The 17,531-nt window shown below is 71.9% G+C and carries 19 protein-coding genes; 9 read left to right on the forward strand and 10 right to left on the reverse strand.

Annotation, left to right across the window (positions count from 1 at the left end):
* Window positions 1–74 precede the first annotated feature (74 nt).
* From IF67_RS0128270 to IF67_RS0128300, 8 genes are all read right to left on the reverse strand, one after another.
* Window positions 75–452 carry a rhodanese-like domain-containing protein gene (locus IF67_RS0128270; RefSeq protein ID WP_030990377.1) on the reverse strand — a complete coding sequence of 126 codons (378 nt, stop codon included), beginning with the start codon at window positions 450–452 and terminating at the stop codon, window positions 75–77.
* Window positions 449–991, reverse strand: a complete 543-nt coding sequence (locus IF67_RS0128275) for a cysteine dioxygenase (RefSeq protein WP_030990379.1) — start codon at window positions 989–991, stop codon at window positions 449–451. The genes IF67_RS0128270 and IF67_RS0128275 overlap by 4 nt, the downstream gene beginning before the upstream one ends.
* 78 nt (window positions 992–1,069) lie before the next feature.
* Window positions 1,070–1,156 (reverse strand): putative leader peptide, encoded by an 87-nt coding sequence (locus IF67_RS46040; RefSeq protein WP_311624691.1) that lies wholly within the window; start codon window positions 1,154–1,156, stop codon window positions 1,070–1,072.
* Complete coding sequence (locus IF67_RS0128280; RefSeq protein ID WP_030990380.1) at window positions 1,149–2,969, reverse strand: FAD-dependent monooxygenase; 1,821 nt, start codon at window positions 2,967–2,969, stop codon at window positions 1,149–1,151. Before IF67_RS0128280 ends, IF67_RS46040 begins: the two co-directional genes overlap by 8 nt.
* A gap of 227 nt (window positions 2,970–3,196) precedes the next feature.
* Window positions 3,197–4,132: an amino acid ABC transporter permease gene (locus tag IF67_RS0128285; RefSeq protein WP_030990383.1), complete on the reverse strand. Its 936-nt coding sequence runs from the start codon at window positions 4,130–4,132 to the stop codon at window positions 3,197–3,199.
* A gap of 73 nt (window positions 4,133–4,205) precedes the next feature.
* Window positions 4,206–4,853 carry an amino acid ABC transporter permease gene (locus IF67_RS0128290; protein WP_030081485.1) on the reverse strand — a complete coding sequence of 216 codons (648 nt, stop codon included), beginning with the start codon at window positions 4,851–4,853 and terminating at the stop codon, window positions 4,206–4,208.
* 127 nt (window positions 4,854–4,980) lie between these two features.
* Window positions 4,981–5,892, reverse strand: coding sequence for a glutamate ABC transporter substrate-binding protein (locus IF67_RS0128295; RefSeq protein ID WP_030990385.1), 912 nt, complete (start codon window positions 5,890–5,892; stop codon window positions 4,981–4,983).
* A gap of 56 nt (window positions 5,893–5,948) precedes the next feature.
* On the reverse strand, window positions 5,949–6,734 hold the full coding sequence (locus tag IF67_RS0128300; protein ID WP_030990388.1) for an amino acid ABC transporter ATP-binding protein: 786 nt from the start codon (window positions 6,732–6,734) through the stop codon (window positions 5,949–5,951).
* A gap of 275 nt (window positions 6,735–7,009) precedes the next feature.
* On the opposite strand from IF67_RS0128300, the gene IF67_RS0128305 reads away from it, so the two are divergent.
* The 3 genes from IF67_RS0128305 to IF67_RS0128315 all read left to right on the forward strand — a co-directional run bounded on the left by IF67_RS0128305 (window position 7,010) and on the right by IF67_RS0128315 (window position 9,601).
* The gene (locus IF67_RS0128305) at window positions 7,010–7,750 is read left to right on the forward strand and encodes a response regulator transcription factor (protein ID WP_030990390.1); all 741 of its coding nucleotides are present in this window, start codon (window positions 7,010–7,012) and stop codon (window positions 7,748–7,750) included.
* A 16-nt stretch (window positions 7,751–7,766) separates the two neighbouring features.
* Entirely contained in the window at window positions 7,767–9,182 is a 1,416-nt protein-coding gene (locus IF67_RS0128310) for a sensor histidine kinase (RefSeq protein WP_030990392.1), read from the forward strand.
* A gap of 215 nt (window positions 9,183–9,397) precedes the next feature.
* Entirely contained in the window at window positions 9,398–9,601 is a 204-nt protein-coding gene (locus IF67_RS0128315) for a cold-shock protein (protein ID WP_030990394.1), read from the forward strand.
* Window positions 9,602–9,780: 179 nt separating this feature from the next.
* On the opposite strand, the gene IF67_RS0128320 is transcribed toward IF67_RS0128315, so the two are convergent.
* Window positions 9,781–10,776: a TAXI family TRAP transporter solute-binding subunit gene (locus tag IF67_RS0128320; protein WP_030990396.1), complete on the reverse strand. Its 996-nt coding sequence runs from the start codon at window positions 10,774–10,776 to the stop codon at window positions 9,781–9,783.
* Between the two features lie 276 nt (window positions 10,777–11,052).
* On the opposite strand from IF67_RS0128320, the gene IF67_RS0128325 reads away from it, so the two are divergent.
* The 3 genes from IF67_RS0128325 (at window position 11,053) to IF67_RS0128335 (ending at window position 13,986) form a co-directional block, all read left to right on the forward strand.
* Window positions 11,053–11,595 carry a DoxX family protein gene (locus IF67_RS0128325; protein WP_030990398.1) on the forward strand — a complete coding sequence of 181 codons (543 nt, stop codon included), beginning with the start codon at window positions 11,053–11,055 and terminating at the stop codon, window positions 11,593–11,595.
* 94 nt (window positions 11,596–11,689) lie between these two features.
* The gene (miaB, locus tag IF67_RS0128330; protein WP_078889678.1) at window positions 11,690–13,204 is read left to right on the forward strand and encodes a tRNA (N6-isopentenyl adenosine(37)-C2)-methylthiotransferase MiaB; all 1,515 of its coding nucleotides are present in this window, start codon (window positions 11,690–11,692) and stop codon (window positions 13,202–13,204) included.
* Window positions 13,205–13,275: 71 nt separating this feature from the next.
* A complete protein-coding gene (locus IF67_RS0128335; protein WP_030990403.1) occupies window positions 13,276–13,986 on the forward strand; it encodes a class III extradiol dioxygenase subunit B-like domain-containing protein in 711 nt (236 codons plus the stop codon).
* Window positions 13,987–14,067: 81 nt separating this feature from the next.
* Here IF67_RS0128335 and IF67_RS0128340 read toward each other — a convergent pair whose 3' ends face one another.
* On the reverse strand, window positions 14,068–14,433 hold the full coding sequence (locus tag IF67_RS0128340) for a hypothetical protein (RefSeq protein WP_158713176.1): 366 nt from the start codon (window positions 14,431–14,433) through the stop codon (window positions 14,068–14,070).
* 188 nt (window positions 14,434–14,621) lie between these two features.
* On the opposite strand from IF67_RS0128340, the gene miaA reads away from it, so the two are divergent.
* The 3 genes from miaA to dapF all read left to right on the forward strand — a co-directional run bounded on the left by miaA (window position 14,622) and on the right by dapF (window position 17,363).
* Window positions 14,622–15,560 carry a tRNA (adenosine(37)-N6)-dimethylallyltransferase MiaA gene (gene miaA, locus IF67_RS0128345; protein WP_030990406.1) on the forward strand — a complete coding sequence of 313 codons (939 nt, stop codon included), beginning with the start codon at window positions 14,622–14,624 and terminating at the stop codon, window positions 15,558–15,560.
* A gap of 108 nt (window positions 15,561–15,668) precedes the next feature.
* Complete coding sequence (locus IF67_RS0128350; RefSeq protein ID WP_030990408.1) at window positions 15,669–16,196, forward strand: hypothetical protein; 528 nt, start codon at window positions 15,669–15,671, stop codon at window positions 16,194–16,196.
* Between the two features lie 291 nt (window positions 16,197–16,487).
* Window positions 16,488–17,363: a diaminopimelate epimerase gene (dapF, locus tag IF67_RS0128355; RefSeq protein ID WP_030990410.1), complete on the forward strand. Its 876-nt coding sequence runs from the start codon at window positions 16,488–16,490 to the stop codon at window positions 17,361–17,363.
* The last annotated feature ends 168 nt before the right edge of the window (window positions 17,364–17,531 follow it).

Raw genomic sequence — 17,531 nt, forward strand, 5'->3', positions numbered from 1 at the left:
GGGGTGGGTGGGGTGGGGGAGAGGTGGGGGCGGGGGGAAGAGGCGAAGCCGCCCCCCACCCCAGCCACCCCACCTCACCCCACAGGCAACCCCGCTGCCCGCCAAGCCTGGAAGCCGCCCTCCAGATCGGTTGCCCGGTGCAGGCCCAACTCGCGCAACGAGAGCGCCGCGAGGCTCGATGCGTAGCCCTCGTTGCAGACGACCACGACCGGAAGGGCGTGATGTGTCGCTTCCGGAGCGCGGTGTTCGCCCGTCGGGTCGAGCCGCCACTCCAGCTCATTGCGTTCCACGATCAGCGCGCCGGGGATGATGCCGTCGCGCTCCCTCAGCTCCGCATAGCGGATATCCACCAGCAGCCCGCCGGCCTCCTGGACCGCTGCGGCCTCCCGGGGGCCCACCCGGTGCCCCAGTTCGCTCCGGACCCGGGCCAGCAACTCGTCGATCGCGCTCATGTCCATTCCTCCGGCTGCTCGACCGCTTCGAGCCGCAGTACCGGTCCGGTGCGGCTGTAGCGGCGCATCAACGGCAGCGGCGGGTAGTAGGCGTGCACCGACACTGCATGGGTCTCGGCCGAGAGGTTGAGCACCTGATGCACATGGTGCGGGCCGAATGCCCGGCCGCGGCCGTCGCTCAGCTTGCGCTCCCGGTCCACGCCGTCGGCGAGTTCCAGGGTCTTCCAGCCCTCGGTGGGGAGGGCGGCGGTGAGCGACTGTTCCGTCAGCTCACCCGCGGCCGTCGCGAAGGCGCCGTGCGAGCCGCCGTGGTCGTGCCAGCCGGTGCCGGTGCCGGGCGGCCAGCCGATCAGCCATGCCTCGCTGCCGCCCGGCCCGTCCAGCCGGATCCAGGTACGGCCTTCGGGGTCGAGCGGGAGCGAGGCGATGAGCGCTGTGTCCGCGGCGGTGCGGTGGGCGAAGTCGAGGAGTTCGGACGCGCTGGGCCCGCCGTCATGGCCGGTGGTATGCGGGCGCGCAGGGGTACGTACGTCGGGCACGGAAACCGTCCTGGGTGATCGCGAAGAGGCGCGGCTGCCGGACAGGGGCAGGCGGCCGCGCGGGGAAGGAGATGAGGATCAACAGGACGGACGACACATGCAGCCCGCATAGCGGAGCAGGTCGAGATGGACCCTCCGCCAGAATCGCGAGCTGTGATCAGTCACCCTCGGAGTGAAGCATGGACGTTCGCACAGGGTCAACAGCGGACGGTTCCCCTTCCCCGGTTCCGTTGTCCCGGAACACCAAGGAATCCCCGGTCTCCCCGCTGCCCCCGGACCGCCGGGCCCGGCCCGCCCCGGCCTCCCGCCCGTGCGCCCCGCCCCGTACCGCGTCCGCGCAGGCGGCCATCTCGGCCGGACGGACACCGGACAGTGCGGTGACCAGATGGCCGTCCGGCCGCACGAGCAGCACGGTGTGGGCGGCCGCACCCGGATAGGCCTCGGTGACGAGGATCTCGGCGGCCATCGGCAGTGCGTCGACCGCGTCGGCCAACCGGGGCATCAGACCCGCCGACTGCCAATGGCGCCGGTCCCAGACCCCCGTGCCGGGCGCCACCAGCACCACCAGGAGGCCCTTTCCGAGCCGGTCGTGCAGCCGGACCACCGAGCCGTCGGACGCGGTCACCGGCACATCGGTGACGGCCGCGCCGGGGAGCGTCTCGACGAGGGGCCCCTCGGCGGCGGGCGGCGCGAGCGGGGTACGGGCGTACACGGGCGGCGAGCCCAGCGGGCCGCGGCCCAGGTGGCCGTCGGTCAGCAGGGTGCTGCGGCCGCGCACCGCACCCGGAAGCACGGTCCGCCAGCGGGCCGAGCCGCCGTCCCGCAGCAGCGGCAGCGCCTGGTCCGCGGCGCGCAGCCGGGCCGCGACCGCGCCCCGGCGCTCGGCCTGGTAGCTGTCGAGCAGGACCTCGGAGGCGCCGTGGTGCCAGGCCAGGCCCAGTTTCCAGGCGAGGTTCTCGGCGTCCCGCAGGCCCTCGTCGAGGCCCTGGGTACCGAGGGCGCCCAGCAGATGGGCGGCGTCCCCGGCGAGGAAGGCGCGGTCCTGCCGCCAGCACCGGGCCAGCCGGTGGTGGACGGTGTGCACGCCGGTGTCGAGGAGCTCGTACGGCGGGACCAGCCGGCCGGGGCCGCGGCCCCGGGCAGGCACCGCGCCGCCGTCCTGGCCGCTCTCGTCCGCCGCGCCCGCCGGGGATTCGGTGGTCCAGCCGGCCAGGGAGTCGCGGATCCTGGCGACCAGGGCGTCCGGCGTGACCAGTTCGCGCCCCGGCGGCAGCAGCCAGTCCAGCCGCCAGAGGCCGTCGGCCAGCGGACGGGCGGAGACCTCGTTGCCCGGTTGGCCGCCGTGCCGGGGCGGTGACCGGTGCAGCAGGGCCTCACCGGGCCAGGGGAGTTCGCAGCGCAGCGCGGCCACGGCATGCCGTTCCACGGCCGTACGGCCCGGGAAGCGGATGTCCAGCAGCTTGCGGACCGTCGAGCGCGGACCGTCGCAGCCGACGAGGTAACTCCCGCGCCACCACGTCCCGTTGGGGCCGCGGGTCTGGGCGCTGACGCCGTGCTCGTCCTGTTCGAGGTCGGCAAGGCGGCTGCCGGTGACGATCTCGACGAGCTTCTCGTCGGCGAGGGCGGCGCGCAGGGCGCGGGTGAGCGCATGCTGCGGGAGATGGACCGGGGACACGGCGGCGGGGGCGGCCGCGCCGTCCGGGGTCTGGGGGGCGAAGGCGACGCGTTCCAGCAGGCGCCGACGGCGCATCGTGCGCCAGGCCGTCCAGCGGGTGCCGGCGCTCTCCAGGGCATCGGCACAGCCGAGCCGGCCGACGAAGGCCGCGGTGTCCTGGCGGAGCACGGCGGTGCGGGCGGGCCGGGTGTCTTCCTGGCCGGTGGTCTCGTCGAGGACGACACAGGGCACGCCGAGGCGGGCGAGGGCGAGCGAGAGGGAGAGGCCGACCGGGCCGGCCCCGACGACGATCACCGGGTCCACGGCGCAGCTCCCCGGGGCCGCTGGTACGTACGGGACAGGCGGGAACTGGCAGTTGGAGCCCGGTGCGTGATCACACAGCGTATGCAACCCACTGCGGCCGCTCGCGTCAAGTGACGGAGGCGGTGGCGACGGCGCCACCGCCTCCGGACGGTCTCATCTCAGCCGCGGAACGGCTGTCGTGCCGGCCGGGCCGCTCGGAACGGCACGGCAGGCACTCGGCCGGACACTCAGTCCTGCTTGCCCGCCGGCTTGTCGGGCACCGCGTCGGCAACCTCCATCGCGTCGCCGGCCGCCACCGGCTCGCCGGCCGTGGTCACCTCGATACCGGACCTGGCCCGGCGGCCGCGCTGCTCGATCCAGTTGGCGAGGGCGGACAGCGCCAGGCACATCGCGACATAGATGGCGCCGGTCACGATGATGACCGGGACATAGGTGTCGTTGCCGTTCACGATGATGTTGGTGCTCATCAGACGGGCCGTGAACAGCAGCTCCTCGAACGTGATGATGTAGCCGAGGGAGGTGTCCTTCAGGGTCACCACGAGCTGGCTGATGATCGTCGGCAGCATCGCCCGGACGGCCTGCGGGATCAGCACCGTCGTCATGACCTGTGTCTTGCTCATGCCCAGTGCGTAGGCGGCCTCGCGCTGCCCCTTGGGCACGGAGTTGATGCCGGCCCGCAGCACTTCGGCCTGCACCGAACCGTTGTAGATCGTCAGCCCGACGACCAGCGCCCAGAACTGCGGCTGGCTGCCGGTGAGGCCGAGGCTGTCGCGGTTGGTGAGGAAGATGACCCACAGCGCATAGATGGTGATCAGCAGCGGGACGGCGCGGAAGAGCTCGATGAACCAGGTCGACAGCCAGCGGACCGGCTTGTGGTCCGACAGCCGCGCCACCGCGAGCAGCACGCCCAGGATCAGCGACAGCACCGCCGCGACCGCGAAGACCTGAAGCGTCGTCAGCACACCGTCACGGATGTTGGTCCGTACACCGGCATTGTTGAAGATGTTCCACACCTCGGGCTCGAGCTGGCCCTTGGCGCTCAGCCGCAGTACGGCGAACGCGATCAGCCCGAGTACCGCGAGGGTGCCGAGGACCGTGTAGACGCGGTTGCGCGTCTTCGCCTTCGGTCCCGGTACGTCATAAAGAACGCTCGCGCCGCTCATGCCCCTACCTCGCTTCGTTCCGCCCCGCCTGCGCGCGGCACCCACGTCGTGCTGCTCTGTCTGCCGCGGCCGGTCATCGGGCGACCCCCATCCGGCGCTCCAGCAGCCGGAAGAAGCCGCTGATGGCGAAGGTGATGATGAGGTAGGCGAGGGCGGTCCACAGGAAGATCAAGGCGATCGCATAGCCCTTGTCGTTGAGCAGTTTGGAGACGCTGAACAGCTCGGGGTAGCTGAACGCCCCGGCGATCGCGGAGTTCTTCGTCAGTGCGATGAAGATGCTGCTCAGCGGCGACAGCACGGTGCGGGTGGCCTGCGGCAGCACGATCATGCGCAGCGTCTGGGAGAAGGTCATGCCGATCGAGCGGGCGGCCTCCGCCTGCCCCAGCGGCACGGTGTTGATGCCGGAGCGCACCGCCTCGCACACGAAGGAGGAGGTGTAGAAGCCGAGGGCCAGAGTGGCCAGGGCGAAGGGGCTCCAGCCGTTGAAGAGGATCTGCGGCACGACGAAGAACGCCACCAGGAAGAGCAGCGTCAGCGGGGTGTTGCGCAGCAACGTGACCCAGGCCGTCCCGAAGGCGCGCAGCGGCGGAATCGGGGAGACCCGGAACCCGGCTATGAGTACGCCCAGTACCAGCGCGAGCAGACCGCTGGACGCGGTGATCGCCAGAGTGCTGAGGAACCCGTCCCGGAACTCGGGCAGATAATCGAGGAGTACGTTCATGGGGTCTCCGCGGTAGCGGTCAGGTCGACGGTGGGAAGAGGGGCGAGGGGCGGGGGAAGACAGCGCGCCCCGCACACCCGGCCGCGGCGGGCGTACGGGGCGGCGCAGTCAAGCGGGTGCCGGCGCCTCAGTAGCGCGGCAGCGGCGTCTGCGGGGCGGTGTACTTCGAGCCCGACTTGCCGAGCGTGCCTTCGTACGCCTTCTGGTAGTCGCCGTTCTTGATGTGGTTCTCCAGGGCGCTGGTGATCGCGTTGCGGAGCGCCTTGTCGTCCTTGTTCATGCCGACGCCGTAGGGCTCCTTGGTGAAGGGCTTGCCGACGACCCGGAGCTTGCTGGGCCGCTGCGCGGCGTAGCCCTTGAGGATCGCGTCGTCGGTGGTGACGGCGTCGACCGAGCCGTCCAGCACGTTCTTGACGCAGTCCGAGTACTTGCCCAGCTCGGTGGTCTTGGCGCCGTACTTCGACTTCTTGATCTCCTGGAGCGGGGTCGAGCCGGTGATCGAGCAGACCTTCTTGCCCCGGAGGCTGTCCGGCCCGGTGATGGACTTGTTGTCCTTGCTCACGAGGAGGTCCGCGCCGGCGGTGTAGTACGGGCCCGCGAAGCCGACCTGCTTCTTGCGCTCGTCGTTGATGGTGTACGTGCCGACGTAGAAGTCGACGGCACCGCCGGAGATCTTGGTCTCGCGGACGTTGGAGTCGACCGTCTGGAACTCGATCTGCTTCTCGGAGAAGCCCAGGTCGGCGGCGATCATCTTGGCGATCTCGATGTCGAAGCCGGAGTACTTGTTGGTGGCGGGGTCCTTGAAGCCGAGGAACGGCTGGTCCGCCTTGACGCCGACGACGATCTTCTTGGCCTGCTGGGCCTTCTTCAGCACCGCAGAGTCGATCTTCGGCGCCGAGGCGACCTTGTAGTCGCCGCTGTAGACCTCGCCGCCGGCCGGCTTGTCGCCCGCAGAACCCGACTCGCCGCCGCACGCAGTCGCCGTGGCCGCCAGCGCGAGCACCACCGCACCGGCCGCAGCCGTCTTACGAATCCTCATGGTGAACATCCTTTGGTTCAACAAGTGTTGGCATTGATGGTGGCCCAACTGCGGCCTCAGTGGTGGAGGATCTTCGACAGGAAGTCCTTGGCGCGGTCGCTGCGCGGGTTGTTGAAGAACTGGTTCGGCTCAGCCTCTTCGACGATGCGGCCGTCCGCCATGAAGACGACCCGGTTCGCCGCGGAGCGCGCGAACCCCATCTCATGGGTGACCACGATCATCGTCATGCCGTCCCGGGCGAGCTGCTGCATCACGTCCAGCACCTCGTTGATCATTTCCGGGTCCAGCGCGGACGTCGGCTCGTCGAACAGCATCACCTTCGGGTCCATCGCCAGCGCACGGGCGATCGCCACCCGCTGCTGCTGACCGCCGGAGAGCTGTGCGGGGTACTTGTCGGCCTGGGTGCCGACACCGACCCGGTCGAGCAGTGCGCGGGCCTTCTTCGTGGCGGCTGCCTTGTCCGTCCTGCGGACCTTGGTCTGCCCCAGCATCACGTTCTCGAGCACCGTCTTGTGCGCGAACAGGTTGAAGGACTGGAAGACCATGCCCACGTCGGCGCGCAGCCGGGCCAGCTCCCGTCCTTCCTGCGGCAACGGCTTGCCGTCGATCGTGATGCTGCCGGTGTCGATGGTCTCCAGGCGGTTGATCGTGCGGCAGAGCGTCGACTTGCCCGAGCCCGAGGGCCCGATCACGACGACGACCTCGCCGCGGTGGATCGTCAGGTCGATGTCCTGGAGCACGTGCAGCGCGCCGAAGTGCTTGTTCACGTTGTCCAGCACGACCAGCTGGTCCCCTGCCGGCGCGGGACCCTCGGCGTTCTTGGTCACCGATACTTCGCTCATCGGCGTGTAGCTCCGTCCTCCTCGGTTGGGAGGACCCTAGTAACGCCCTTCGACCAGCGTCATTAGTTCTGAGGGGAACTTGAGGATAACGATCCGGCCGCAAAGGGACACTGTGCGTGAAGCGGGGCGCCGAGGTACCGGCGGCAGACGGTGGCCGCGGGCGTACCGGCTGGGTAACGGATGGCGGCCGGGAGGTGGCCTCCTCTTGACGCGCGCACCTCGCATCACCGTAGATGCCCTGTGGCCTGTACACACGCACCCGGGAAGGAGGCCCGATGAGACTGCTGCTCGTCGAGGACGACGATCATGTCGCCGCGGCCCTGTCCGCGGTGCTCGCCAAGCACGGTCTGTCCGTCGTGCACGCACGCAACGGCGAGGAAGCGCTCAAGGCCCTGCTGCCCGACCATGCGGAACCGTTCGCGGTGGTGCTGCTCGACCTCGGGCTGCCCGACCAGGACGGCTTCGAGGTGTGCGGCCGGATCCGCAAGATCTGCGCCATCCCCGTCATCATGGTCACCGCGCGCTCCGATGTGCGCTCCCGCATCCACGGCCTCAACCTCGGCGCGGACGACTATGTCGTCAAGCCGTACGACACCGGTGAGCTGCTGGCCCGCATCCACGCGGTGAGCCGGCGTACCGCACCCGGCGGCACCGACCAGCCGGCCGACGAGAGCGCCGCCGACGACGCGCTGCACCTGGGTGCGGTCACCGTCGAGCTCCCCACCCGCCAGGTGTCCGTGGACGGCACCTCGGTTCCGCTCACCCGCAAGGAGTTCGACCTGCTCGCCCTGCTCGCCCAGCGCCCCGGCGTGGTCTTCCGCCGGGAACAGATCATCAGCGAGGTGTGGCGGACGAGCTGGGAGGGCACCGGACGGACCCTGGAGGTGCATGTCGCCTCCCTCCGCGCCAAACTGCGGATGCCCGCCCTGATCGAGACGGTGCGCGGCGTCGGCTACCGCCTGGTCGTGCCGGCCGCCGGCGCGGGGCCCCGGCCGCCCGCCGCCCCGGCCTCCTGACGGCCGCCGCGACCACGTGCGCACCCGACTCCTCCCGCTGCTCATCGTCCTCATGGCCGGTGTGCTGCTCGCGCTCGGCATCCCGCTGGGCGTCATCACGGCCGGTGTGGAGCAGCAGCGGGTGGTCGTCGACCGGATCGACGATGCCGCCCGCTTCGCCTCCCTCGCCCAGTTCGTCACGGCCCGCCCCGCCGCCGACGGCGACAGCAAGACCCCGGAGGAGGACGAGCGGCGCGCCACCCTTCGTACCGAACTCGCGCGCTACTACGGCCTCTACGGCATACGGGCCGGTGTCTTCTACCGCGATCACACCCCGATGGCCGCCGCCCCGGCCGGTATGCCGGTGCCCCGCGAGGGCGAGGGCGCACAGGCCTTCAGTGAGGCGCTGGCCGGCCGTCGCAGCCACGACCCGCACCAGATCTGGCCCTGGGACGACACCGGCCGTATCCCGGTCGCCTCACCGGTGATCCGCGACGGCGATGTGGTCGCCGTCGTCATGACCGACTCACCCACCGCACAGATGCGTTCCCATGTCCTGCGCGGCTGGCTGCTGATCGCGGCCGGAGAGTGCGCGGCCATGCTCGTCGCCGTCGCCGCGGCCTTCCGCCTCACCGGCTGGGTGCTGCGGCCGGTACGGGTCCTGGACGCGGCCAGCCACGACATCGCCACCGGCCGGATGAACGCCCGGGTGGCCGCCACCGCGGGCCCGCCCGAACTGCGCCGCCTGGCCCGCTCGTTCAACGAGATGGCCGACAACGTCGAAGACGTCCTGGAACAGCAGCGCGCCTTTGTCGCCGACGCCTCCCACCAGCTGCGCAATCCGCTGTCCGCGCTGCTGCTGCGGATCGAGCTGCTGGCCCTCGAACTCCCCGACGGCAACGCGGAGATCGCCTCGGTCCGTACGGAGGGCAAGCGGCTGGCCCGCGTCCTGGACGATCTGCTCGACCTCGCGCTCGCCGAACACACCGCCGCCGACCTCCAGCTCACCGATGTCGCGGCGCTGGCCGCCGAACGCGTCGGCTCCTGGCGTCCGCTGGCCGACGACAAGGGCGTCCTCCTCACGTACGAGGGGCAGCGGGCGGTCACCGGCTGGGCCGACCCGGTCGCCCTGTCCAGCGCCCTGGACGCCGTCGTCGACAACGCCCTGAAGTTCACTCCGGAGGGCCGGCCGGTCACCGTCGGTGTCGCGCCGGAGGGCGAGCGCGTCCATGTCACCGTCGCCGACCGGGGGCCCGGCCTGACCGACGACGAGCTCGTCCGGGTCGGTGACCGCTTCTGGCGCAGCAGCCGCCACCAGAACGTCTCCGGCTCCGGGCTCGGTCTGTCGATCACCCGCGCCCTGCTCGCCGCGGGCGGCGCCACCATCGCCTACGAGCCGCATCCGCCGCACGGGCTGAAGGTCACCGTCACCGTGCCGCGCACCGCACCGTGAGGGGCGTCCGCTCGGGCCGCCGGGCATCCCGGTCACCTGTGCTACTGTTTAGGGCGTTGCAGTTGTGGTACCCATGATGAACTTTGTGCGCGCCCGGAGGCTGGTAGCCCCGGGCGTTCCTTGTTTTCCGGACCTGTTCCGGTGTGGGGCAATCATCTCGGCGACAAGGAGACCGCACGGTGTGGTCTCCGGTTTGCCCCATGAAGGAGAAAAACATGGCTTCCGGCACCGTCAAGTGGTTCAACTCGGAAAAGGGCTTCGGCTTCATCGAGCAGGACGGCGGCGGCCCCGACGTCTTCGCCCACTACTCGAACATCGCCGCGCAGGGCTTCCGTGAGCTCCTCGAGGGCCAGAAGGTCACCTTCGACGTGACCCAGGGCCCGAAGGGCCCGCAGGCGGAGAACATCGTCCCCGCCTGACGCTTCTCGCGTCCCGTGACCGGGGCCCGCACCGGCTGGTCCGGTGCGGGCCCCGGTCCGTTCGCGGACTCCGTGCGCGGACGGGGCCCGGTCCGGGGCCTCAGGACCCGGGAGGGCGCCTCCGGGCTGCCGGAGCCGGGCCGTTTGCGATCAGGTCTCCCCGGCTGCCGGCTGCCGGCTCAGGGCTTCTGGGACACGTAATAGCGCCGGGCGCCCTCGTGCAGCTCCAGCGGATCGGTGAACACCGCCGTCCGCAGATCCACCTTCTGTGCGGCATGCACCTGGCGCCCGATCGAGTCCCGGCTGTCGATGACCGTACGGGTGATCCCCTGGGTCATCGCCGCATCCTCGCGGTCCGTCGTCACCAGCAGGTTCGCCACCGCGATCGTCTTCACGCCCTGCCCGTCCTGGGCCAGGGGGTAGGCATCGGCCGGCATCACCGCCGCGCGGTAGTAGCGGGTGCGCTCGCCCTGCCGGTGCAGCGCCGGGCCCAGATCACCGAGCGGGACCAGCCGCACCGGGAACCGCTGGACCAGCCGCTGCACCGCCGTCGTCGGCAGCCCGCCGGACCAGAAGAAGGCATCCAGCTTGTGCTGCTCCAGCAGCTTCGGCATCTCGTCGATGCCGACCCGTACCGGCTCGATGTCCTTGTCGAAGTCCAGCCCGGCCGCCTCCAGCAACCGCCGGGTGATCAGCTGTACGCCGGAGCTGTCGGCCCCGACGCCCACCCGCAGCCGCCGCAGATCCTTCGTCGAGCGCACCGCGGACTTCTTCGGCACCACCAGCTGCATGTAGTCGTCGTACAGCCGCGCACAGGCCCGCAGCCGGTCCGCGCCCGACTCGCCCCTGACCTGGTACTCGGCGACCGCGTCCGCCGTCGCGATGGTGAACTCCGCGCGCCCGGCGACCAGTTGCCGCAGATTGTCGATGGAGCCCTCGCTGCGGGCCAGCCGCAGATCCACGTCCGGCAAGTCGCGGGCCAGGTCCTGCTTCAGCAGCTCCCCGTAGCGCGCGTACACCCCGGTCGGTACGCCCGTCGCCAGCGTCACCTGCCCGCGGGGCGAGGGCTCACCACCCATCGCCAGCAGCCACCACAGCCCCAGCCCGAGGGCGACCAGTGCGGCGACCGTGGCCTGGAAGGCCCGGCGGCCGGTGCGGGAGAGTGCGGTGACCATGGGCGGGATCCTGCCAGCACATCGGCCGGAAAGGGAGGGGTGGGGTGGACCGGGGCCTCTCCGCAGGCCCGACCGCCCTATGCATATGGCACTTCGCGTAGCACGATCGAACATAGAGGGCCGCCCCTCACGATCATGCGACGCAGCGGGGACCTGGCACGTCCCCCACCGCGTGCCGCCCGGCGCGCACTCCCTGTGATCCCTCCATCCGAGCGCACCGGCGCCGGTGCCCGACACCGCGGCCCCCTGACGCGCCGGTGCGGGAAACGACACCTCATGAAACCGCTCACCGAACTGCGTCCGGACCTCCATGCCCGGCCCGACGCTCTCCGCTCACCCCCGCTCGCCGCCGACCTCGGCCTGCTCCTCCTGCGCCTGACCGTGGGACTGATCCTGGCAGGACACGGCGCCCAGAAGCTCTTCGGCTTCTTCGGCGGCCACGGGCTCACCGCCACCGGCAAGGGCTTCGAGGCCCTCGGCTACCGCCCCGGTGAGTTCTATGCCGGCCTCGCCGGGGCCTCGGAGGTCCTCGGCGGCCTCGGCCTCGCGGCCGGGCTGCTCACGCCCCTCGCGGCGGCCGCACTCATCGGCGTGATGATCAACGCCATGGCCCTCTCCGCGTCCCAGGGACTCTGGGCGGTGACCGGCGGCATCGAATACCCCCTGACCATCGCCGTCGTCGCACTGACCATCGCGGCGACCGGCCCCGGCCGCTTCGCCCTCGACCGCCCCTTCCGCTGGGGGAACGGCGGTCTGCGCAGCGCGGCCTTCGCGCTGGTGGCGGGCGGTGTCGGCGCCGCGATCGTGCTGGCCCTGTGAGACGGGCCGCCCGCGCCGCCGCACGCCCGGGGCCGGATCCCGCCCGAAGACTCCGGGGTCGGGAGGTACTTCCGGTACCGCCTACCCTTGTTGCATGACCAGCAGCGACCGGAGCCAGGCAGTGGGCGTGAACAAGAGTTACGAGATCCGCACCTACGGGTGCCAGATGAACGTCCACGACTCCGAGCGGCTGTCCGGCCTGCTGGAAGACGCCGGATACGTCCCCGCGCCCAAGGACGGCGAGGGCGCCGACGTGGTGGTCTTCAACACCTGCGCGGTGCGGGAGAACGCCGACAACCGGCTCTACGGCAACCTCGGTCAGCTCGCCCCGAAGAAGGCCGCGCGGCCCGGTATGCAGATCGCCGTGGGCGGCTGCCTCGCCCAGAAGGACCGCGACACCATCGTCAAGAAGGCCCCCTGGGTCGACGTGGTCTTCGGGACGCACAACATCGGCAAGCTGCCGGTGCTGCTGGAGCGCGCCCGCATCCAGGAAGAGGCGCAGGTCGAGATCGCCGAGTCCCTGGAGGCGTTCCCCTCGACCCTGCCCACCCGCCGCGAGAGCGCGTATGCGGCCTGGGTGTCCATCTCGGTGGGCTGCAACAACACCTGCACGTTCTGTATCGTCCCGGCGCTGCGCGGCAAGGAGAAGGACCGCCGGCCCGGCGACATCCTCGCCGAGATCGAGGCGCTGGTATCCGAGGGCGTCAGCGAGATCACCCTGCTCGGCCAGAACGTCAACGCGTACGGCTCCGACATCGGCGACCGCGAGGCCTTCAGCAAGCTGCTGCGCGCCTGCGGGAAGATCGAGGGCCTGGAGCGGGTCCGCTTCACCTCCCCGCACCCCCGCGACTTCACCGACGACGTCATCGCCGCCATGGCCGAGACGCCCAACGTCATGCCGCAGCTCCACATGCCGCTCCAGTCCGGCTCGGACACCGTCCTCAAGGCGATGCGCCGCTCGTACCGCCAGGAACGCTTCCTCGGCATCATCGAGAAGGTGCGCGCCGCGATGCCGGACGCCGCCCTCTCCACGGACATCATCGTCGGCTTCCCGGGCGAGACCGAGGAGGACTTCGAGCAGACCCTGCACACGGTCCGCGAGTCCCGCTTCGCCCAGGCCTTCACCTTCCAGTACTCCAAGCGCCCCGGCACCCCGGCGGCCGACATGGCGGGCCAGATCCCCAAGGCCGTGGTCCAGGAGCGCTACGAGCGCCTGGTCGCCCTCCAGGAGGAGATCTCCTGGGAGGAGAACAAGAAGCAGGTCGGCCGCACCCTCGAAGTCCTGGTCGCCGAGGGCGAGGGCCGCAAGGACACGGCGACCCACCGCCTGTCCGGCCGGGCCCCCGACAACCGTCTGGTCCACTTCACCCGCCCCGACGAGCCGGTCCGCCCCGGCGACACGGTGACCGTCGAGGTCACCTACGCCGCTCCGCACCACCTCCTGGCGGAGGGCCCGGCCAAGGCGGTCCGCCGTACCCGGGCCGGTGACGCCTGGGAGAAGCGCAACGCCGCCCCGGCCGAGAAGCCCCAGGGCGTGCTGCTGGGCCTGCCCACCATCGGCGCCCCGGCACCGAGCCCGGCGCCCGCCGCCGGCTGCGGCTGCGACTGACCCGGCCGCGTGCCAGGTGCCCGACAGGGCACCACGACCGCCCTCGTACCAGGGGCGTTACGCTGCGTGGCATGCTCGTAGCCGCCGCTCTCTGCCCCTGCCCGCCGCTCCTCGTCCCGGCGGTGGCCGCCGGGGCGGCGCCCGAACTGGCGGCGCTGCGTGCCGCCTGCCTGGACGTGACCGGCGTGCTCGCCGCGGCCCGCCCCGACCGGCTGGTCGTCCTGGGCCCCGCCGACGAGGCCGGCCGGGGCCCGCATCCGCAGGGCGCCCGCGGCTCGTTCCGCGGCTTCGGGGTGGACCTCGAGGTGCGGCTGGGCGCCGCCGGGACCACGCCGGAGCGGGAACTCCCGCCGTCGCTGTCGGTCGGCGCCTGGCTGCTGTCCCGTACGGAATGGGCCGACGCCCCCGTGGACGCGCTGGGTGTGGCGGAGTCGCTGCCCCGCGACCACGCCCTGTCGACGGGCCGGGAGATCGCGGCGTCCGCGCCCCGGGTGGCGCTGCTGGTGATGGGCGACGGCAGCGCCTGCCGGACGGTGAAGGCGCCCGGCTACTTCGACGAGCGGGCCGAGGCCTTCGACACCGCGACGGCCCGCGCCCTGGGCACCGCCGACATCGATGCGCTGACCGCGCTGGACGAGGAGCGCGCCGCCGCCCTCCAGGTATCCGGACGGGCCGGCTGGCAGGTCCTGGCGGGCGCGGCCGAGGGCGCGGACCTGCGCGGCCGGCTGCTCCGCGACGAGGCCCCGTACGGCGTGGGCTACTTCGTGGCCGCCTGGTCGTAGCGCGGCCCGAGGACGGATACGCCGACGGCCGCGAGGCGCTCCATCTCGCGGCCGTCGAGCCGGGTACGGCAGGCGCGCCGGCTAGTGCCGTGCGCTCTCGCTGTCCGCGGCGGCCTCCGCCGACTGCTGGCGGGGGATCCCGGCGCTCTCGCCGGCCTTCTCCGCCGACGGCTCATCGGCGGCGGCCGTCGCGGACGCCGTCTCAGCGGACGCCTCCGGAGCCGCCGCCTCCGCCGCGGATGCCGTCTCCGCCGGGGACCCGGGTCCGTCCGCGGCCTGCTCGGTGCCGTCGGCGTCCTCGGCCCCGGTGCCCTCGGTGGCCGCCGAAACGGCCGGTTCCGCCGCTTCCGCCGGCTCCGCCGGTTCCTCCGCCTCGGCCGTCACCGCCGCAGCGGCACTCTCCTCCGCCGAGGCTTCGGACTTACGGCGGCGAAACCGCGAAAACACGCCCATAACTGCTCCTACGCTCTTCATGTGGCGAAATCCCATGCCGCCGGGGAACGGCCCATTGCGCCGCCCGCGGGCGCCGGTGGGACGCACCGGCTCCTGGGACCTCGCAACAGGCAACGAACCCATCTGTGGCCCGTCACGTCGCTCGTTCGAGATGGGGGCGTGATGTTTGCGAGACTGACGGGGTGAACACCGCCGTTCCCGCTCCGCGGGTCATCGCCGTCGTCGGTCCCACTGCGGCCGGAAAGTCCGATCTGGGCGTCGCACTCGCACAGCATGTGGGGGGCGAGGTCATCAATGCCGACTCCATGCAGCTCTACCGCGGCATGGACATCGGCACCGCCAAGCTCACGCCCGAGGAGCAGCAGGGCGTCCCGCACCGCCTCCTGGACATCTGGGACGTGACCCGCGCCGCCAGCGTCGCCGAGTACCAGCGGCTGGCCCGCGCCGAGATCGACCGGCTGCTCGCCGAGGGCCGCACCCCGGTCCTCGTCGGCGGCTCCGGCCTGTACGTCCGCGGCGCCATCGACGCCCTCGACTTCCCCGGCACCGACCCGGAGGTGCGCGCCCGTCTGGAGGCCGAACTGGCCGAACTGGGCAGCGGCGCCCTGCACGCCCGGCTGGCCGCCGCCGACCCCGAGGCGGCCCGCGCGATCCTGGCGGGCAACGGCCGCCGCATCGTGCGCGCGCTGGAGGTCATCGAGATCACCGGCCGCCCCTTCACCGCCAACCTCCCCGGCCACGAAGCGGTCTACGACACCCTTCAGATCGGCGTCGACGTCGAGCGCCCCGAACTCGACGAGCGGATCGCCCGGCGGGTCGACCGTATGTGGGAGGCGGGCCTGGTCGACGAGGTGCGCCGGCTGGAGGGCGAGGGGCTGCGCGAGGGCCGTACGGCCTCCCGGGCGCTCGGCTACCAGCAGGTGCTCGCCCAGCTGGCGGGGGAGTGCACCGAGCAGGAGGCGCGCGACGAGACGGTGCGCGCCACCAAACGCTTTGCGCGCCGCCAGGACTCGTGGTTCCGCCGGGACCCGCGGGTCCACTGGCTCAGCGGCGCCGCCGAGCACCGGGCGGAACTTCCCGGCCAGGCGCTGGCGTTGCTCGAACGACCGGTCACAGCCTGATCACGTCATGGCATCGGGACGCTCCGGCCGTCATCCGGGCCCCTGAGGGCGTGTCATCATCGACCTTCGATCGAGGCGTGCAGTCTGGAGTGGGGAGGGCGCGTGGCAATGGAGGCCGGCCCTCGCAACGGAGCGCAGCGTCCGGACAACGGCGTTGATGCGGCACCCCTGACCGACGACGGTCCGGACGCCGACCACGGCCTGCCCGGCGCCGACGGTGTCGGTACCGGACCGCTCACCGACCCGGACACCCTGGACGACTCCGACGCCCCGGGCTCCGGCCCCGGCGAGGGCGGCGAGTCCTTCCGGGAGCTGCGCCCGCCCCGTCGGCTGCGGCTGTGGCAGCTGGCCCCGATCGTGGCGCTCGCCGCCCTCGGCTCGCTGATGTTCGCCTTCCCCCTCGCCTTCGAGCTGGGCGGCGACGGCGGCGCGATGATCGCGATGCTCGGCCTGCTGCTGTGCTGCTGCGCCGCGGGCTGGGGCATGATGGCCGCCCGTCGCGTCGGCCACACCTGGCCCGGCCTCCCGGCACGCGGCTCCGGCCGCCGGGCCGACTGGCGCGTGGTGCTGCTCTACGCCGTCGTGGTGGCCATCCCGGCGTCACTGGCCATCTGGCGCGTGGCCCGGCTGCGCTGAGCGGCGGGGTCTCCCCACCGGTGAGGTCCCCCGAGGCTCCCCATGGGGCGGCTGTTCCGATGGGGTGGCTGTCCTCGATGGTGCGGCTGTTCCCGCCCCCCCCCGTGTTCCGGTGCTTGCTTCCGCGGCTCCTGGGTGTCCTGCGGGCTTGCTTTGCCGTGGGCCTGGGTTTTCCCCTCCGCCCACCCCCCTTCGGGGGGTGGGCGGGTGTAGGCGAGCGCAGCCCCCACCCCCCGCCCCACCCCCGCCCCCGTAAGGCCGATCCCGCCGCCGTCCCCGTACGATGCAAGGGTGACCAGCACGCAGCGCCTCCCCTTCCTCAAGGGCCACGGCACCGAGAACGACTTTGTGATCGTCCCCGACCCGGACGGCCGCCTCGACCTGCCCGCGACCGCCGTCGCCAGGATCTGCGACCGGCGGGCCGGACTCGGCGGCGACGGCCTGCTGCGTGCCGTACGGTCCGCCGCGCACCCGGAGGCGCGTGCTCAGGCCGATGAGGCCGAGTGGTTCATGGACTACCGCAACGGCGACGGCTCGATCGCCGAGATGTGCGGCAACGGCGTCCGCGTCTTCGCGCGCTATCTGCTGCACGCAGGTCTGGTCGAGGCCGGTGACCTCGCCATCGCCACCCGCGCCGGCGTACGCCGCGTCCACGTCGCCAAGACCGGTGATGTGACGGTCTCGATGGGCCGCGCGGAGCTCCGTGAGGAGAGCGTCGTCGTCACGGTCGACGGCCGCAGCTGGCCGGCGCGGAACGTGAACATGGGCAATCCGCACGCCGTCGCCTTCGTCGACGATCTGGCCCACGCCGGCGACCTGCTGGCGGTACCGCCGTTCAGCCCAGCGTCGGTTTATCCCGACGGCGTGAACATCGAGTTCGTCGTCGACCGCGGTCCGGGCCGGGTCGCGATGCGGGTCCACGAGCGCGGCTCGGGCGAGACCCGCTCCTGCGGTACCGGCGCCTGTGCGGTCGCCGTCGCCACCGCCCGCAGGGACGGTGCGGACCCCACGAAGACCGGAACACCCGTCACGTACACGGTCGATGTGCTCGGCGGCAGCCTCTCGATCACCGAGCTGCCCGACGGCACGGTCGAGATGACCGGCCCGGCCGAGATCGTCGCCGAGGGCACCTTCACCCCCGCCTGGAGGGGCGCCGCGCTCGCCTGACGGGACGTGCGGCACCTCCCGGGGTCGGCTTTACGCGAGAAACGGTTCCGGCCAAAAGATTCGCTCGAACGGGTGATCCGTATCACTCTGAGCGAGAGGCGGACAGCGCTGCGTGATGGGCTCGGTAGCATCAAGCACCGGCCCGGGCGTCCCAACTGACACGTCCCA

This window comes from Streptomyces sp. NRRL S-1813 (assembly GCF_000719605.1).
Lineage (GTDB): Bacteria > Actinomycetota > Actinomycetes > Streptomycetales > Streptomycetaceae > Streptomyces > Streptomyces decoyicus.

Bases quoted from the DNA above. Each gene is read 5' to 3' on its own strand.
- IF67_RS0128270 (WP_030990377.1), bottom strand. From the start codon at position 452: ATGAGCGCGATCGACGAGTTGCTGGCCCGGGTCCGGAGCGAACTGGGG.
- miaB (WP_078889678.1), top strand. From the start codon at position 11,690: ATGACCAGCAGCGACCGGAGCCAGGCAGTGGGCGTGAACAAGAGTTAC.
- IF67_RS0128295 (WP_030990385.1), bottom strand. From the start codon at position 5,892: ATGAGGATTCGTAAGACGGCTGCGGCCGGTGCGGTGGTGCTCGCGCTG.
- IF67_RS0128290 (WP_030081485.1), bottom strand. From the start codon at position 4,853: ATGAACGTACTCCTCGATTATCTGCCCGAGTTCCGGGACGGGTTCCTC.
- IF67_RS0128320 (WP_030990396.1), bottom strand. From the start codon at position 10,776: ATGGTCACCGCACTCTCCCGCACCGGCCGCCGGGCCTTCCAGGCCACG.
- IF67_RS0128315 (WP_030990394.1), top strand. From the start codon at position 9,398: ATGGCTTCCGGCACCGTCAAGTGGTTCAACTCGGAAAAGGGCTTCGGC.
- IF67_RS0128305 (WP_030990390.1), top strand. From the start codon at position 7,010: ATGAGACTGCTGCTCGTCGAGGACGACGATCATGTCGCCGCGGCCCTG.
- IF67_RS0128350 (WP_030990408.1), top strand. From the start codon at position 15,669: ATGGAGGCCGGCCCTCGCAACGGAGCGCAGCGTCCGGACAACGGCGTT.
- IF67_RS0128325 (WP_030990398.1), top strand. From the start codon at position 11,053: ATGAAACCGCTCACCGAACTGCGTCCGGACCTCCATGCCCGGCCCGAC.
- IF67_RS0128335 (WP_030990403.1), top strand. From the start codon at position 13,276: ATGCTCGTAGCCGCCGCTCTCTGCCCCTGCCCGCCGCTCCTCGTCCCG.
- IF67_RS0128300 (WP_030990388.1), bottom strand. From the start codon at position 6,734: ATGAGCGAAGTATCGGTGACCAAGAACGCCGAGGGTCCCGCGCCGGCA.
- IF67_RS0128285 (WP_030990383.1), bottom strand. From the start codon at position 4,132: ATGAGCGGCGCGAGCGTTCTTTATGACGTACCGGGACCGAAGGCGAAG.